Source organism: Psychrosphaera sp., assembly GCF_982872775.1.
In genome coordinates this window covers 3,474-20,248 of the sequence record NZ_CEYNSH010000027.1, presented here as the reverse complement: position 1 = coordinate 20,248, position 16,775 = coordinate 3,474, and the positions used below count along the sequence as shown (strand labels likewise).

Here is a 16,775-nt window from a genome sequence, read left to right as displayed (position 1 = left end):
GGTCAAGTAAATGCTAAAAATCCAGAAGCTTGTCTTCTAAAGCTTGGCCTTCGTCTTTTAATTTGTACATAAAACGTAGTTTTTTAACCGCCATTGCTGCCTCAGCGAATTGCTCTGCTTCAAAGCGCTGGACAAACTCATCAGTGTATTCTTGGATTAGGCGTTTTACGTCATCGAAAAAATCATCGAGTGCGGCTTCCGGGTCAGACGCACCTTCGGCATCTTCTAGTTCTTCGCGCAACTCCATTTGTTGCATCAAAAACATGCCATCTTTGATTGTCTCTTGCTCGTGACGAACATCAAAGCCGTGCTCTGCAACCATATACTCAGCGCGTGTGAGTGGCGCTTTTAATGTCTCATAAGCATCATTTATTTCTGATGCTTGTTGCACTGCAAGTAACTTTTGCTGTTCACTGGCATTGGCAAATTTATCCGGATGAACTTGCTTTTGAATCGTACGAAAACGCTCAACGAGTAATTGAGTATCTACTTCAAATTGAATTGGTAAATCGAATAACTCAAAATATCGCACTTGTGATCCTTACCTTTGTTGAGAGGCCGTTTAACCCTGGTTTTTAATTCTGGTTTTTAACTCTAGATTAAAAACAAAAAGGCCATACAAAATTGATGGCCTTATTTTAGTCGTGTCACGAAACTTTAAACAGTGAAACTTTCGCCACAACCGCATTCGTCTTTTTGATTCGGGTTTTTAAATTCGAATCCTTCATTTAGGCCATTTTTTACAAAATCCAATTGCGTGCCGTCTAGGTACACAAGGCTTTTTGCATCAATAATAACTTTAACGCCATTGTGCTCGAAAACTTCATCGCCTTCTTGAAGTTCATCTACAAACTCCAAAACATACGCCAGACCAGAACACCCTGTTGTTTTTACTCCAAGGCGCAAGCCCAAGCCTTTACCACGGTTTTCCAAAAATGTTCTTACTCTGTCTGCTGCTGCGTCAGTTAAGCTAATGGCCATTAAACTACTGCCTTAATTTTTATCTAAAATAACGAACTTAAAAGGCTCATTTTATCAGAGCCTTGAAACGAAAAAGCGCGAATACTCGCGCTAGGCGGACTAGTCGCCTTTCTTCGTTTTATAATCTTCGATTGCTGCTTTAATCGCATCTTCAGCCAAAATTGAACAGTGAATTTTAACTGGTGGAAGCGCTAGCTCTTCTGCAATTTCAGTGTTGCTTAGCTTTTGAGCTTCATCGATTGACTTGCCTTTTACCCACTCTGTAACAAGAGAAGAAGAGGCAATCGCAGAACCACAACCGTATGTTTTAAATTTAGCATCTTCGATAATGCCAGATTCATCAATTTTAAGTTGTAACTTCATTACGTCACCACAAGCTGGTGCACCGACCATACCTGTTGCTACGCTTGGATCGTTTTTGTCAAATGAACCAACGTTACGTGGGTTCTCATAATGATCAATTACTTTATCGCTATAAGCCATTTTTAGCTCCTCAACCGCTTCTTACGGTCAATTTAGTGTTTGTTGTTGGTCGCCACGTTGATGTAAAACACGGCGACTAAATAATTTATTAGTGGCCAGCCCACTCAATCTTTGAAAGGTCTACGCCGTCTTTAAACATTTCCCAAAGCGGTGACATTTCACGTAACTTGTCGATAGCATTGTTTACTTGACCAACAACGTGATCGATGTCTTCTTCAGTCGTGAAACGACCTATGCTGAAACGAATTGAGCTGTGTGCTAATTCGTCAGACAAACCTAATGCACGTAATACGTACGAAGGCTCAAGACTTGCTGAAGTACACGCAGAACCAGATGATACCGCCATGTCTTTAAGCGCCATGATAAGGCTCTCACCTTCGACAAAGTTGAAGCTCACATTAAAGATACCAGGGAAGCGTTGTTCCATGTCACCGTTGATGTAAGTTTCTTCGATGTCTTTAATACCGGCCCACAAACGATCGCGAAGCGCGATGATGTGCTGTGTATCTTTTTCCATGTCTTCTTTGGCGATACGAGCCGCTTCACCCATACCTACGATTTGGTGAACAGGCAAAGTACCAGAGCGGAAACCACGCTCATGACCACCACCGTGCATTTGCGCTTCTAAGCGAATGCGTGGCTTACGGCGAACATACAGGGCACCGATACCTTTAGGGCCGTACATCTTGTGTGCTGAGAAAGACATTAAGTCGACTTTTAACTCTGCTAAATCGACAGGAATTTTACCTGCGCTTTGTGCTGCATCTACGTGGAAAATGATTTTGCGTTCGCGACACATTTCACCGATTTTGGCGATGTCTTGTCTTACGCCAATTTCGTTGTTTACGTGCATGATTGATACTAAAACAGTGTCTTCACGCATCGCGCTTTCTAATACGTTTAAGTCAACCAAACCGTTAGCTTGAACGTCTAAGTAAGTAACTTCAAAGCCTTGACGCTCTAGTTCACGACATGTATCTAGTACGGCTTTGTGTTCGGTTTTGGCGGTAATGATGTGCTTACCTTTCTTAGCATAAAAGTTCGCTGCACCTTTAATTGCTAAGTTATTTGATTCTGTTGCACCTGATGTGAAAACGATTTCACGAGGGTCTGCATTAACTAGCTCTGCGATGTTGTTACGAGCGATGTCTACAAGCTCTTCTGCTTGCCAGCCATAACGGTGAGAACGCGACGCAGGGTTACCGAACGTGCCGTCCATCGTTAAACAATCTGTCATTGCTTTAGCAACACGAGGATCAACCGGTGTTGTTGCAGCATAATCTAGGTAAATAGGTAGCTTCATTTATGTCTCCGCACTCTATTGTTGGTAGAACAATAGTTAAAAATTTATAGGCTATCGGCGATAAAGCGAATCGACTTATTATCGGCGTCCTGGCGCTCGGCGATTCGTTTTACGTCTTTTTGTTCAACAAGCTCGCCAAGTGTAATGTTACTTAAAAAGCTCTCTATACGATCACTGAGGTTGGCCCACAGTTTGTGTGTTAAACAACGCGAACCGCCTTGGCAGTTAGCTTGTCCCGCACACTTTGTCGCATCAACGCTTTCATCAACGGCGGCAATCACCTCATTGATTGAGATTTCATCAGCTGCACGGCCTAAAAAGTAGCCGCCACCTGGGCCGCGAACACTGTTGACGAGTTGGCTTTTTCTTAATTTGGCAAATAGCTGCTCTAGATAGGATAGGGATATCCCTTGGCGTTCTGAGATGTCCATTAGAGGCACAGGTCCATCCGATGCATGTAATGCTACATCTAACATCGCAGTTACTGCGTATCGACCTTTAGATGAAAGTTTCATTTCGATTCCTTCTTGAGCCAGCTAAACCGTATAAACACTGCGCAATAGCGTGATTTCGTCTTACTTTTCTATGGCTGCGCATTGTACAAACCTGAGTAAAATAGTCAAGTATTAATACCTGACTATTTTAGTAGGTTATTATGAGTTTTTCTAATAGTTCATGTCATTTAACTATAAGTACCCTGTCCACATTTGCGGACAGGGTGTTTTAAGACCGTAACTTTCGTTAAATTTTAGGATCGAAACCAGCCATTCCAGCTTCTCGCTGCTTGGCTGCGGCTTGTTCAGCCACTTTGAAGTCGTCTTCCAGATCAATTTCTGGTAACGCTTTGTCACAGACGTCACCACCCATCTTGCATACTTCTGTACACAAAGAGGCGATTTTTTCATCCATGATGGAGATGTGATCAACCATACGACCAATGGCACTAGCAACCGGATCTGGGTTATCAGGTGAAACCGCATAAGCATCAAAGCCATATTTTTCGGCAATTTTGCTGCGTTTTTCGTGTTTGTCTGGCTCGGCTTTCGTGACGATTCGACCAGGTATGCCAACAACCGTTGCGCCCTCTGGAACTTCTTTTACTACTACAGAGTTAGAGCCAACGCGGGCATTTTTGTTAATTAAAATTGGTCCTAGGATCTTTGCTCCGGCACCAACAACGACACCGTCGGCTAAAGTCGGGTGACGCTTGCCGCCGTTCCAGCTTGTTCCACCAAGGGTGACACCGTGATAAACCGTGACATCATCACCAATTTCGGCAGTCTCGCCAATAACCACACCCATGCCGTGGTCAATGAAAAATCGACGGCCTATTTGAGCCCCTGGGTGAATTTCAACACCGGTTACCCAACGTGCAATAGTAGACACAAAACGCGCTAACCATTTCCAGTTCGCATTCCACAAACGATGACTCAAACGCTGACACCAGATGGCATGTAATCCAGGGTAATTAAATAAGATTTCCATGTTGCTTCGCGCAGCAGGGTCCCTTGCATACACACTTTTGATATCTTCTTTGATTCGTTCAAACATAGGAGGTAAGAGTCTCTTGGTTAGTCTTTGGTATTACCTGCGTCTTTTTCAATTGACGCCAAAACACCACGTAAAATGTTGAGTTCGTGTGATTCAGGGCGAGCTCGATTGAACAGGCGGCGAAGCTTGGCCATCACTTGCCCTGGGTGTTGTTTCACAATAAAACCTGTTTTTGTCAGAGCTTGTTCTAAGTGAGTATAAAATCCATCCAACTGTTCGCTGTTCGGATATTCAACATCGCTAGGTTCAAATTGTGCTTGCTGGCTATCTAAGAAATGCATGCGAATTTCATAACACAAAGTTTGAACTGCCATCGCTAAGTTAAGCGAGCTGTATTCAGGGTTAGAAGGGATATGAACGTGGAACTGACATTGTTGTAGCTCTTCGTTGGTCAGTCCTGAATTTTCACGACCAAAAACCAAAGCCACCTTAGAATTTTGACCTTCTTCAACCACCTTTTTACCGCACTCACGCGGCTCAAGCATTGGCCATGACAACGTTCGAGAACGTGCGCTTGTAGCAATAGTCAGCTGACAGTCAGCGATGGCATCTTTAAGCTCAGGTACAATTTTGGCGCTACCTAAGATGTCTGTCGCACCTGCAGCTAGAGCTGAAGCGTGGCTATCAGGCTCTTGAACAGGATCGACTAACACTAAGTCTGACAATCCCATTGTTTTCATAGCACGACAAACTGATCCTATGTTGCCAGTATGAGAGGTATTTACTAATACGATTCTAACGTTATCTAACATGATCTTTGATCTTTATAACTTGGTAAAAGTGGGTAATGCGGCGAAGTTTAGCACAAACCGCTATAGAGATTGAATGGAGATAACTCATATTAATGCCAAAATTAGAGTTACCGCCCTAAAAGAGCAACGTTTTATTTTTTCATCGGCGCTTCCCTTTAGGGTGCGCATATTCACAATGCCTGCTCCTGGTATACGGTAGCACGGTCATTTGCTATAAATTATTTCAAAGAATTAAATAGAAATTCTCATTTGTCGCTTTCATCCACTTTTAAATACACTGTTTCTTTTACTAAATAATTAAAACGAGTAAACGTGACGTCTTTGAAACAAAACCCTTATGTTTGGGCGATGACTGCTGTCTTGTTATGGTCAACCGTTGCAACGGCTTTTAAAATCGCCTTAGACTATCTGGCACCTTACGAGTTACTGCTCTTTGCATGCACGAGTTCGGCCGTTGCATTACTGGCGGTCTGTGTCTCTCAAAGCAAACTTTACCGTTGTAAACTTGAGTTAATGAATCGCCCGGGCTATTACCTCTTATCCTCCCTAATTAATCCGGTTGGGTATTATTTAGTGTTGTTCGGCGCCTACAACTTACTGCCAGGATCTCAGGCTCAGCCTATTAATTATACTTGGGCAATTTCGTTAACAATTTTATCGGCCGTTGTACTCAAACAACCTGTTTCATGGCGTGACGCGGTTGCTTGCTGCTTAGGCTATTTAGGCGTATTTATTATCGCAACAAAAGGACAAATATTTAATGTCGAATTTGATAGTGCTGCAGGTGTTGGCTTGGCATTGCTTTCGACATTTATATGGTCTGGATTTTGGATATTTAATACCAAAAACCTAACGGACTCTACCGTCTCATTAACCATCAATTTTTGCATTGCGACGTTAATATTATGGTTATTTGTCGGCACTCAGTTTGATTTTTCTAAGCTCAATTGGGTTGCAGGCAGTGCGGTTATTTATATAGGTTTGTTTGAAATGGGTATTACGTTTTTGTTCTGGTCTAAAGCGATGAAATTAACAACTAACACGTCAGTAATTGCTAATCTGATCTTTCTTTCTCCCTTTATTTCTCTTGTTTTACTTTATTACATCAGGGGCGAACAAATTTATATTGCGACCGTCATCGGTCTGTTTGTAATTGTCGGGGCTTTGTTGTTTCAGCAACTAAGTCAAAAACGGACTTAGCCCTACAATACCTTTGTTTTTGAATATAACCCTAGACACAAAAAAGGGCTGATAAATCAGCCCTTTTATTTCAACGTTTAAGTTAATGCTCGTTGCAGATTAAACTGCTTGTTGAACGATAACTTTTTCCGCTTTGTCCGTGTACTGCTTCATTTGGTGGAAGTTTAAGTAACGGTACGTATCGGCCGCTGTAGTGTCGATGTGCTTCGCGTATTCCATGTATTCTGCAACTGTTGGGATTTTGCCCATGATTGCGCCAGCCGCAGCTAGCTCAGCAGAAGTTAGGTATACGTTTGCACCAGTACCTAGGCGGTTCGGGAAGTTACGTGTAGAAGTTGAAAGTACAGTCGCACCATCAGCAACACGTGCTTGGTTACCCATACATAGTGAACAGCCTGGAGTTTCGATACGAACGCCCGCTTTACCATATGTGAAGTAGTAACCTTCTTCTGTTAACTGGTCACGGTCCATCTTAGTTGGAGGCGCAACCCAAGTACGAGTTGGTAATACACCACCGTAGTTTTCCATAAGCTTACCAGCTGCACGGAAGTGACCGATGTTAGTCATACAAGAACCGATAAATACTTCGTCGATGCCAGTACCAGCAACGTCAGACAATAATTTCGCATCGTCTGGGTCGTTTGGACAACATACGATTGGCTCTTTGATGTCGTTTAGGTCGATTTCTAGAACGTGTGCGTATTCTGCATCTGCGTCCGCTTCCATTAGAGATGGGTTCGCTAACCACTCTTCCATCGCTGTGATACGACGCTCAATAGTACGAACATCGCCGTAACCTTCAGAGATCATCCACTTAAGCATAACGATGTTTGAGTTAAGGTACTCAGCAACTGCGTCTTCGTCCATCTTGATTGTACAACCAGCAGCTGAACGCTCAGCTGATGCGTCAGATAGTTCGAATGCTTGCTCAACCGTTAGACCTTTAAGGCCTTCGATTTCTAGTACACGACCAGAGAATTCGTTGATCTTACCTGCTTTCTCAACAGTCAATAGACCTTCTTTGATACCGTAGTAAGGGATAGCGTGTACAAGATCACGTAAAGTGATACCTGGTTGCATTTCACCTTTAAAACGAACCAATACTGACTCAGGCATATCAAGAGGCATAACGCCTGTTGCTGCTGCGAATGCAACTAGACCAGAACCTGCTGGGAATGAGATACCTAGAGGGAAACGAGTATGTGAGTCACCACCAGTACCTACTGTGTCTGGTAACAACATACGGTTTAACCAAGAGTGGATAACACCGTCACCTGGGCGAAGTGATACACCGCCACGGTTCATGATGAAATCAGGTAGTGTGTGGTGCGTGTTAACGTCAACCGGCTTAGGATAAGCAGAGGTGTGACAGAAAGACTGCATGGTTAAGTCAGCTTGGAAACCAAGACATGCTAAGTCTTTAAGTTCGTCACGTGTCATAGGACCTGTTGTATCCTGAGAACCAACTGTCGTCATCTTAGGTTCACAGTACTGACCAGCACGAACGCCTTCTACGCCACATGCTTTACCAACCATCTTCTGAGCTAGTGTGTAGCCTTTTGAAGATTCTGCAGTGTCAGTTGGAAGTGCAAAGATATCTGTTGCTTCAAGGCCAAGCGCTTCACGGGCACGAGTTGTTAAACCACGACCGATGATTAGAGGAATACGGCCACCAGCGCGTACTTCGTCTAATAAAACTTTTGATAATTCGAAAGTAGAGATGACTTCGTCAGTACCAGAGCGCTTAACTACACCTTCGTAAGGGAAGATATCAATTACGTCGCCCATGTTCATTTTTTGAACGTCTAATTCGATTGGTAGTGCACCAGAGTCTTCCATTGTGTTGTAGAAGATTGGAGCAATTTTACCACCTAAACAAACACCACCAGCTTTTTTGTTTGGTACAAATGGGATTTCTTCACCCATGAACCAAAGAACTGAGTTCGTTGCAGACTTACGAGAAGAACCAGTACCAACAACGTCACCAACGTATGCTAGTGGAATGCCGTCTTGTTGTAATTCTTCGATTTGCTTGATTGGACCTACTGTGCCTGGCTGATCAGGGTTGATGCCTTCACGTTCCATTTTAAGCATCGCTGTTGCGTGCAGAGGAATATCAGGACGAGACCATGCATCTGGTGCAGGAGATAAATCATCAGTGTTTGTTTCGCCAGTTACTTTAAATACTTTAACAGTGATTTTTTCTGCAACTTTTGGCTTGTTAAGGAACCACTCAGCGTTCGCCCATGACTCCATCACTTCTTTCGCTTTTGCATTACCTGCGTCTGCTTTTTCTTTTACATCGAAGAAAGCATCAAACATTAACAATGTTTTCTTAAGGCCTTCGGCCGCTGTGCTAGCAAGATCAGCATTGTCTAGTAGCTGGATCATTGGCTCGATGTTGTAGCCACCAAGCATTGTACCTAATAATTCAGTCGCTTTTTCTGCACTTAGGATTGGAGACGTCGCTTCACCTTTAGCAACAGCTGCTAAAAAGCCAGCTTTAACATAAGCTGCATCGTCTACACCAGGAGGTACGCGATTTGTTAATAGGTCTAAAATGAATTCTTCTTCACCCGCTGGCGGGTTTTTAATTAGTTCTACCAAGTCCGCAACTTGTGCTGCGTCCAATGGCTTAGGAACAACGCCCTGTGCGGCGCGTTCTTCAACGTGTTTGCGATATTCTTGAAGCACAATAATGTCCTCTTATTTTTTGTGGCGTTATTTCTGCTTTGCGACTGCTAAAGTGAAATAACTATAGACATGAAAGTCAGAAAGCGGCCAATTATAGTGCTCTCAATGACTAAAAGAAATAACTTGCTGAATATTTACTTGTATTTCCAGTATAAATAACAGTGATAACCGACAATAAAAATTGCCACTTAGTCTCCAAACCAAGTGGCAATGCTTAAATTGATGATAAAATGTTCATTCACGAAGGTTTACTGTTTAGATAGTCCCGCGCTCGTCGGACACTCATAATTGCCAACACACTCACCAAAAGCCAAGGTGGAACTGAACCGCCACCTGAACTGCCACCGCCTCCGCTAGTCGACGATTGGTTAACAACAATGTTGGCAGAAGCCGTTACGCTGAACTCACCATCTGAGACGACAACCGAAACATTTGAAGTGGCCGCAGAATTTGATCCAACCGTTACTCTTATTTCAGACTCGTCGGTTGTTCCTGATGAAAATCCCTGTGGCAAGTTCCATTGGTAAGTAACATCACTATCGACATCAATTGCATCTACGCTCAGTACGATGGTTCGGCCCACAACAGTTGATGCTGGTACGCTCAAATTTAAGACTTCAGGAGCATCATTAACTGGCGTTACGTTTACAGCAACATTCGCAGTTGATTTGCTTCCATTCGAATTAGTGACTTCATATCTAAAGGAGTCATTGCCAGTAAAGTTAGCATCAGGCTGATAAGTAATGGTGCCATCAGTATTGGCTGTGGCTGTACCGTTAGAGGCTTGCGTTGATACTCGAACACTTGAAGCAACCAGGGTAAAGTCACTACGACCTTCAAATAGCTGCTCCATTCTTCGCTCATCTTCTACACCAGCAATTAATAAAACGCGGTCGCCGGTAAGGTCATTAGCCAGCGCATCAACCTCAATACTTTCATCTTCATTACCGCTTGCTGAATCATTGACAGCAAAACTAAGTGCATCATTAATACTGCTGCTTTCGTTTACCTCAAACTCCACAGTGACTTCACCAGGCGCGGTATAGTCATAACGCAAACTAAAGTTATTGCTCGCCGAGATAGTTCCCGAGCCGTCATACCAAGAGGTTACACCAACAGAAGAATCGGCAGACTCAACACCTATCGTGTAGTAATTAGGTTGCTCAGGAATACTTAGGTACCTAAACCATTTGTTATCACTGTTTTCCTCAATAATGAGCTGAAAGGTATACTCGGCATTAATGTCTGAGACGCCCCAGTAGGTAGCATTGAAGTTGCCTTGCGAGTAAAGGCGCACTTTATCCCACTGAACCACTAAATAAGACTTACTGTTATGGGTGTGGGTCATAAATAAAATATCACCGCCACCTTCATCATTTGCATTGCCTGAATTTTTGAGGTCAAAGTCAGCCCAAAACGGGGCCAACGTACCATCCGGCTTGCCACTGAACGGTAAACGACGATTAGTTGTGAATGAGTCATTAGAAGTCACATTATCACCAACAAAGGCAACCCCATTACTGCCAATAGTAATTGATGAGAAGTCCTGTCCCATGTGCTGATAATCAAAAGACAAGGCCGCGGAAAATTCATCACAGTCACCTGCGCAGCCAACCCTGTTATTGTTAGACTGTGCAGCAACATCAATTTGGAATGGCACATCCGAGAAGGTATCAAAGGTAGATTGCTGTAGCGCAATGTCAAAACTCACTCGCTGCGCAGTTTTGACTTCGTTAGTAATACCAGAGTTAGGGCTTACCACGACGCTAGAGGTATCAAATTCGGCACCACCGACCAAATCCAAGCTAATTGGCAAAGTCCCTGAGGAAGTAAAGTTTTCACTGACCAATCGATAAGTTGCCGTTGATCCACTTTCAGTTAGCTGAGTTAAAGTGAACTTGTCACTGTTGGTTGCGATATTGGCAACTGCAATAGCTTGAACAATTTTTTGACCGTCTGTATTTGTCCATACCAATTCACCAAAATACCAACCAACAGGCTGGTTAAATGGTAAGTTTACCGACACCTCATATTCAGCCTCTTGACCATTTGTGCTTAGGGAAATTTGCTGAGGAAACACCTCTCCAGTCAGTTCTGAATCATTAAATGACAGAGAGGCCGACCAAGATTGGGTGGTTTCACTGATTGAACGTAATTTGCTACTAATACGACACGTTACTTGGCAGTTGTTATTGGTTAAATTAGGGGAAGTAGAATACGCCTTTAACTCAAGTGCGTTAAGAATATTAAGACGCCCTGAGCCTGTTTCAAAGGCTGTTGCAGTACTCGAGCCGTCCATACCTTTAATGCCATTATCAACACCATTAACCAAAATACCTTTTATGTCTTTGGCCGTTAAGTTAGGTCTGTGCTGTTTAATGAGGGCGGCTGCACCTGCCACCATAGGTGATGACATACTTGTACCACCGAGGTAGCCATAATCTAAACCTGTAGTGAGAGGATCTTCACTCGCGACCGCTGACAAAATCAAATCCCCTGGAGCCGACATATCTGGCTTAATATAAGCATCGTCATCATTTGGTCCCAAAGAGCTAAAGCCCGAAACAATATCTGCAGCAGCATCATTTGTCGATTTAGACTGACTTCCTTGCATCGAGACCGTGTCGATTAAAGAGCTATCGAGGTAATCCAATAACGCCGCACCATCTTCTTGAGAGATAAAGGTGGAAGTTAAGTTAATATCTTCACCAATCTCCATTAAAACATTTGGTCCCGGTACATTATTAAACACCACCATAGCGGCGGCACCCGCTTGTTGAGCCACTTGTGCTTTTGTTCTAAACGTACAAGTCCCCCTTCGCACGATGGCAATGTCATTTGTTAAAGACACGCCACTCCATGCCGAAGCAGAACACCCGAGGTTGTCCGTATCTTGCGCTAGTTTACCGGTTCCACTGAACTGATTGCCTACTTTATAGTTGTTGCCTGGTTGAGAAAGTACATCATTGGTACCGAACTCAAGAATGTATCCCGCAATTAAATCTGTTGTCGTTGAACCAACCGCGATCCCAGCTTCGACACAAGCAGGACAGCTAATTGTGCTACTACCCTGGTCGCCTTCATTACCCGCAGAAGACACCAACACAACACCCGCCGCTTCGAGCTCATTAAAAACATCAACAAAAATACTACCACTGCTATTGTCTGTATTATCAAGACCGTAAGAGTTGTTTATGACATCCGCACCATCAGCAAAAGCAGACTCCAGTGCTTGAATCAACCCCTCTGTCGAACCTATACCTTGTTCACCCCATAATGCCTTATAAACCATAAGATAGGCTTTTGGCGCAACACCTGAGATTGTCTCACCACTATCAGCTTCTACTTGTCGCCCCGCTGCGATAGCCGCGACATGCGTACCATGGCCACTATATGCTCTGGGAGAATCAAATTCATTTTCGTAATCTGGGTTCGATGAAAAATCGCTGGGTAAGAAGTGACGAGCAACGATGATTTTGTTGTTACAAAAACCCGCATTAGACGAACAGTAATCGTCATTGGGTAAGCCACTTGGCGATGACATATTTGCATCACTAAACATTGGATGATCTGGCGTGATCCCCGAGTCAATAACTGCAATTCTAATCCCTTGTCCTGCCGTACTTTGACCTCCGACTAATGACCAGCTTTCTTGAGTTTTAATGATAGGTAACGCGTTTTCTAGGGTCGCTTTTACTTTAGCATTTGGGTAAACCGCTTTTATGCCCGGAATTTTTGCAAGCTCATCTTTGCTCGCCGTCGTTTGCACTGAATATCCGTTTAACAATGTGTCAAATTCAGCACTGACATAGAGCTCATCGGCCACTTTGGCCATTGCTGGCTTTAATTTATCTCGTTCTTTTCGCAATGAATCTTTTGCCATTAACACTGCAAGACTTTGCTGAAATACGGCCGCCCTTGCCTGACCATTTTTTGCGGCCTTGGCGTGTTTCTTTTGAATAGTCTTGCTCAGCGGTTCTGAGTCGAGTACCACAATAAATTCGTTTAGTGGTTGAGACGTCTGATCACTTCTTCGATGAGGTACTCCGTACACATTCTGAGCGTTCTTTGGACTTAAATGAGATAGCTCATTATTTGCGGAGGACGATTCTGAAGTGACAGCAAGTAGAGCTGTTGAAAAAAGAGAAACAGAAATTAACGCGGTAACGCCGAGTGACTTAACAAGGTTCATATTGGGGCTCTTTTTGCAATAAATTCAATTCGTTAATAATTCTTCAAAATAACGAAACCGATAATACTTAATATACTGAGTCCGTCCAGTTATAGTTTAGTAAAGACCACAAGACTGAGTCCGTCCACTGTATTTAGGTTTGGAGCACTAAGCCTTTATGGTATAAGGTAATTTAAATTTATCTAATCAAGTTAAGGATTATTTGTGTCAGATTGGCTCACGGTTATTCCGCCGCTTCTTGCTGTCGTTGTCGTATTGTGGAAAAAAGAAGTAATACTTGCGCTACTTGTCGCCTTATTCTGCTCGGAGTTGATATTACTTTTAAATCTGGTTCCTATAGGTAGTGCCATTGGTGCCTTTCCTATCAATGGCATTGAACGTGTCATCAGTGTTTTTGAATCAGGCGGCAATACCCGAATTCTCACATTTTCTTTATTAGTTGGTGCCTTGCTTGGCTTTATGCGCTACTCAGGTGGTGTAACAGCTACCGTAGAGTACTTAGTAAAAAAAGGCATTAGTGGAACGGCTAGAAGAGCCAGAATGTTGCCATTTATGACAGGTGTCGTGATATTCATTGAGTCAAATCTCAGCGTATTAATGTCGGGTATTATAGCTCGAGGCTTATTTGATAAGTTCAAAATGAGTCGAGCGCGATTGGCCTACATTATTGATAGTACGAGTGCTCCTATTTGTATTCTTATCTTAATGAACGGCTGGGGCGCTTACGTCTTAGGGTTAGTCAGTGGTTATGAACTGCCTGAGTCTGCCGTGTCGACATTGATTCAAACTATTCCTCTTAACTTTTATGCAATTATTACGTTAGCCATCGTTCTATACACCATCATCGCCGACAAAACACACGGTCCGATGAAAAAGGCAGAGTTGGAGCAACAAAAGGTAACCGTTGAGTCTTCTTCAAAAGAGTTAGAAGTTCCAGCATCTAAACCCAGGTTTATGTTGGTGCCGTTAATCATTATGTCGGTTTCTATGGTTGGCTTTATGTTTTTAACGGGTAATGGCAATTTTACCGACGGGTCGGGCTCAAAGTCAGTTTTGTATGCGACTGCGCTCGCTTGTTTAGTTGCTTATCTCATGATGATATTTAGTGCTGGCTTCAGCCATAAGGAAATGACCTCTATCGGCTTTAAAGGCATGAATGAACTGTTGCCTTTGGTCGTCATAGTTTTATTTTCCTTAGCACTTGGCGCAAGCCTAAAAGAGTTAGGAACCGGTAAGTTCATTGCGAGTTTAGTTGCTGGCAATATTCCATTATTTTTGGTCCCTGCCTTATTGTTTATTGCTGGTGGCTTAATGTCGTTTTCGACCGGGACGTCATGGGGAACCTTTGCCTTACTTGTGCCAATAGGTATGCCTTTGGTGGTTGAATTGGGACTACCCGCACCTTTGGTACTGGCTGCAATTTTAGGTGGTGGTATCTTTGGTGATCATTGCTCGCCAATATCTGATACAACGGCCGTATCAGCAGTGGCTTCAGGGTGTGACTTACTAGAACACGTAAAAACCCAGTTGCCTTATGCGTTGACGGCGGGTGGCTTGACGGCTGTTTTCTACATTGTGGCAGGGTTAATGGTGTAACCCTGCGCATTTGCGAGTTTATTTCTGAGCCAGTATTTCTAGGCCGATTATTGCACTTGTTTCGGAAGACGTTTCGGCAAACGTCGTTTATTTACTTCTTCTTATTAATGTAATGTTTAGCGACTCGCAATCGAGCAGTCGCTTTCATTAACTCCAATTCCAAAGCTAAAAACTTTTTGACATCACATTCTTTTAAACGAGTTTGTGCTTGTTCTTTGGCTTGCTGTGCTTGAGCCGCATCTATTTGATCGCCCCTCGCAGCAACGTCGGCCATGACATTCACCTGATTGTGGCGTACCTCAACGATACCACCAGCAACGTAAACCGCTTCATCGACTCCTTCATCGTCGATGTATTTAAGCATACTCGGTTTAATCGATGTTAAAAAAGGCGCGTGACCATATTGAACACCAAACTCACCTTCACCCCCCATAATTGTCATGGACTTAACCATACCTTTAAAAACAGGCTGGTTGGGCGATACGATATTAAGTTCTATTAATGATGCCGTCATGGTCGCTCCTTCTATTTTTTATTGTTGTTTAATGCTTGTTGGTAGGTTCATACCTACAACCACCATCAATTATAAAGCTTACTCACTGAACATATGTGCTGAAAATAAGGCTTGAACTTGCGGCCACAATGAGCCAATTTCACCCTTATTAATCGGTGTACCTGCGACTTCCACTACAGGCCCAACTTGCTTAGTAGCACTGGTTAGCCAAACCTCATCAGCGGCCAATAATTGTTCTTTGGTTATATCTGTTTCTTCTACGTTAAAGTCACTGTGCTTTTCTAGAATATCTAACAACATCAAACGCGTCACACCCGCCAATTTGTGGTTATCGAGCTTTGGTGTCTTAATCGTGCCGCTTTCTACAATAAACACGTTACTCGCTGAGGCTTCAGTGATAACACCTTTGTCATCAAATAAAATAGTCTCATCGTAACCATTAGCTATGCCTTGCTGAAAGTGCATGACATTGCCTAACAAAGAAGTGGTTTTTATGTCACAGCGCTGCCAACGCATATCTTGTGATATGTTTGTACGATAGGTCTTTTTATCTTCGACGCTTGGTGGTGGTGCGATCTCAAAGGTATGAATAAAAAGAGTCGGTGTCGAAGTATTCGAGTAAGCGTGAAATCGCTTTGCTTCAACCCCTCGTGATACTTGAACATAAACACCTAAATTTCCACGGCCGTTTTCTTCTAATAAGCGATCGCAAATATCTCGAACTTCTGTTGCTGTATAGCCAAGGTCGATTTCTATGGTTTCTAAACCTATAAACATACGTTCGATATGTGGCCAAAAACCGATATACTTTCCGGCATAGGAAGGTATTACCTCATACACGCCATCTCCGAATAAAAAACCACGGTCCATTGGAGAAATCTTGGCTTGTTCTGCTGGCATAAACTCGCCATTCAAAAAAACTGTATTCATTTTGTTCTGTATTCTTTTAATTTATCGCTGAGTACCTGTAAGGCACGTATACATTCATTTATAGGCTCATCATATCAACTGTGCTTGTTAAACAGAATCAATGTTTACCGGTATTTGAGCGTTATTTTGTAACTGACCGAGCAAGGCTTTAGCCAGGGCTTCAAAAGTAACCGTTCTATCTACTGTTGAGACGCGATAAGACATCGTCGCGAACAGGTAATTCACTCGATTTTGGTAGTCAGCCAAGTCATAAGGCGCGCGCAAACTCACCATAGCGGTAGTCAAGTCGGTCTGCTTAGCTAACGACAGCAATTGTTGGTTGTTTTGTTGACGTTGTTGAGTGGTTAATTTACGAAGTGCACGTTTTTCTTCCATCGATACTCCAACCATTTCGTAGGCTGCTTGCGCGGGACTCAAGTTCGACACGAGCACCGCACCAACTTCTTTTAGAGCTTGGTTTAATTGACTTTTCGCTTTTAGTGCTTCATTTAACTCTTTATCATTCCAACAGATATGTCCGGTTGAACCTAGCTTAGCTAAGCTGAAAATCAATGCATCACATTTACCGCTGTCTGGCAT

General features: G+C 43.1%; 14 protein-coding genes. 2 read left to right on the top strand and 12 right to left on the bottom strand.

Features of this window, described 5'->3' with window-relative positions:
- Window positions 1-13 precede the first annotated feature (13 nt).
- The 7 genes from hscB to trmJ all read right to left on the bottom strand — a co-directional run bounded on the left by hscB (window position 14) and on the right by trmJ (window position 5,073).
- The gene (hscB, locus tag AC4E96_RS09350) at window positions 14-532 is read right to left on the bottom strand and encodes a co-chaperone HscB (protein ID WP_488032443.1); all 519 of its coding nucleotides are present in this window, start codon (window positions 530-532) and stop codon (window positions 14-16) included.
- A gap of 125 nt (window positions 533-657) precedes the next feature.
- Window positions 658-981 carry an iron-sulfur cluster assembly protein IscA gene (gene iscA / locus AC4E96_RS09345; RefSeq protein WP_488032442.1) on the bottom strand — a complete coding sequence of 108 codons (324 nt, stop codon included), beginning with the start codon at window positions 979-981 and terminating at the stop codon, window positions 658-660.
- A 99-nt stretch (window positions 982-1,080) separates the two neighbouring features.
- The gene (iscU, locus tag AC4E96_RS09340; protein ID WP_490255625.1) at window positions 1,081-1,464 is read right to left on the bottom strand and encodes a Fe-S cluster assembly scaffold IscU; all 384 of its coding nucleotides are present in this window, start codon (window positions 1,462-1,464) and stop codon (window positions 1,081-1,083) included.
- A gap of 88 nt (window positions 1,465-1,552) precedes the next feature.
- Window positions 1,553-2,767: an IscS subfamily cysteine desulfurase gene (locus AC4E96_RS09335; protein WP_490255624.1), complete on the bottom strand. Its 1,215-nt coding sequence runs from the start codon at window positions 2,765-2,767 to the stop codon at window positions 1,553-1,555.
- Window positions 2,768-2,811: 44 nt separating this feature from the next.
- Entirely contained in the window at window positions 2,812-3,282 is a 471-nt protein-coding gene (gene iscR / locus AC4E96_RS09330) for a Fe-S cluster assembly transcriptional regulator IscR (protein ID WP_488032439.1), read from the bottom strand.
- A 226-nt stretch (window positions 3,283-3,508) separates the two neighbouring features.
- Window positions 3,509-4,318 carry a serine O-acetyltransferase gene (cysE, locus tag AC4E96_RS09325; RefSeq protein WP_488032438.1) on the bottom strand — a complete coding sequence of 270 codons (810 nt, stop codon included), beginning with the start codon at window positions 4,316-4,318 and terminating at the stop codon, window positions 3,509-3,511.
- Between the two features lie 20 nt (window positions 4,319-4,338).
- A complete protein-coding gene (gene trmJ / locus AC4E96_RS09320) occupies window positions 4,339-5,073 on the bottom strand; it encodes a tRNA (cytosine(32)/uridine(32)-2'-O)-methyltransferase TrmJ (protein WP_490255641.1) in 735 nt (244 codons plus the stop codon).
- A 309-nt stretch (window positions 5,074-5,382) separates the two neighbouring features.
- Here trmJ and AC4E96_RS09315 point away from each other — a divergent pair, with 309 nt between their 5' ends.
- Entirely contained in the window at window positions 5,383-6,270 is an 888-nt protein-coding gene (locus AC4E96_RS09315) for a DMT family transporter (protein WP_490255623.1), read from the top strand.
- Between the two features lie 99 nt (window positions 6,271-6,369).
- Here AC4E96_RS09315 and acnB read toward each other — a convergent pair whose 3' ends face one another.
- Window positions 6,370-8,964, bottom strand: a complete 2,595-nt coding sequence (acnB, locus tag AC4E96_RS09310) for a bifunctional aconitate hydratase 2/2-methylisocitrate dehydratase (protein ID WP_490255622.1) — start codon at window positions 8,962-8,964, stop codon at window positions 6,370-6,372.
- A 238-nt stretch (window positions 8,965-9,202) separates the two neighbouring features.
- The gene (locus tag AC4E96_RS09305) at window positions 9,203-13,156 is read right to left on the bottom strand and encodes a S8 family serine peptidase (RefSeq protein WP_490255621.1); all 3,954 of its coding nucleotides are present in this window, start codon (window positions 13,154-13,156) and stop codon (window positions 9,203-9,205) included.
- Between the two features lie 204 nt (window positions 13,157-13,360).
- Here AC4E96_RS09305 and AC4E96_RS09300 point away from each other — a divergent pair, with 204 nt between their 5' ends.
- Window positions 13,361-14,752, top strand: a complete 1,392-nt coding sequence (locus AC4E96_RS09300) for a Na+/H+ antiporter NhaC family protein (protein ID WP_490255620.1) — start codon at window positions 13,361-13,363, stop codon at window positions 14,750-14,752.
- A gap of 91 nt (window positions 14,753-14,843) precedes the next feature.
- Here the strand turns inward: AC4E96_RS09300 and atpC are convergent, their stop codons facing one another.
- The 3 genes from atpC to AC4E96_RS09285 all read right to left on the bottom strand — a co-directional run.
- A complete protein-coding gene (gene atpC / locus AC4E96_RS09295) occupies window positions 14,844-15,266 on the bottom strand; it encodes an ATP synthase F1 subunit epsilon (protein ID WP_490255619.1) in 423 nt (140 codons plus the stop codon).
- A gap of 78 nt (window positions 15,267-15,344) precedes the next feature.
- The gene (locus tag AC4E96_RS09290; RefSeq protein ID WP_490255618.1) at window positions 15,345-16,196 is read right to left on the bottom strand and encodes an aminotransferase class IV; all 852 of its coding nucleotides are present in this window, start codon (window positions 16,194-16,196) and stop codon (window positions 15,345-15,347) included.
- An 87-nt stretch (window positions 16,197-16,283) separates the two neighbouring features.
- The coding region (locus AC4E96_RS09285; protein ID WP_490255617.1) for a hypothetical protein at window positions 16,284-16,775 on the bottom strand (492 nt) is incomplete at its 5' end.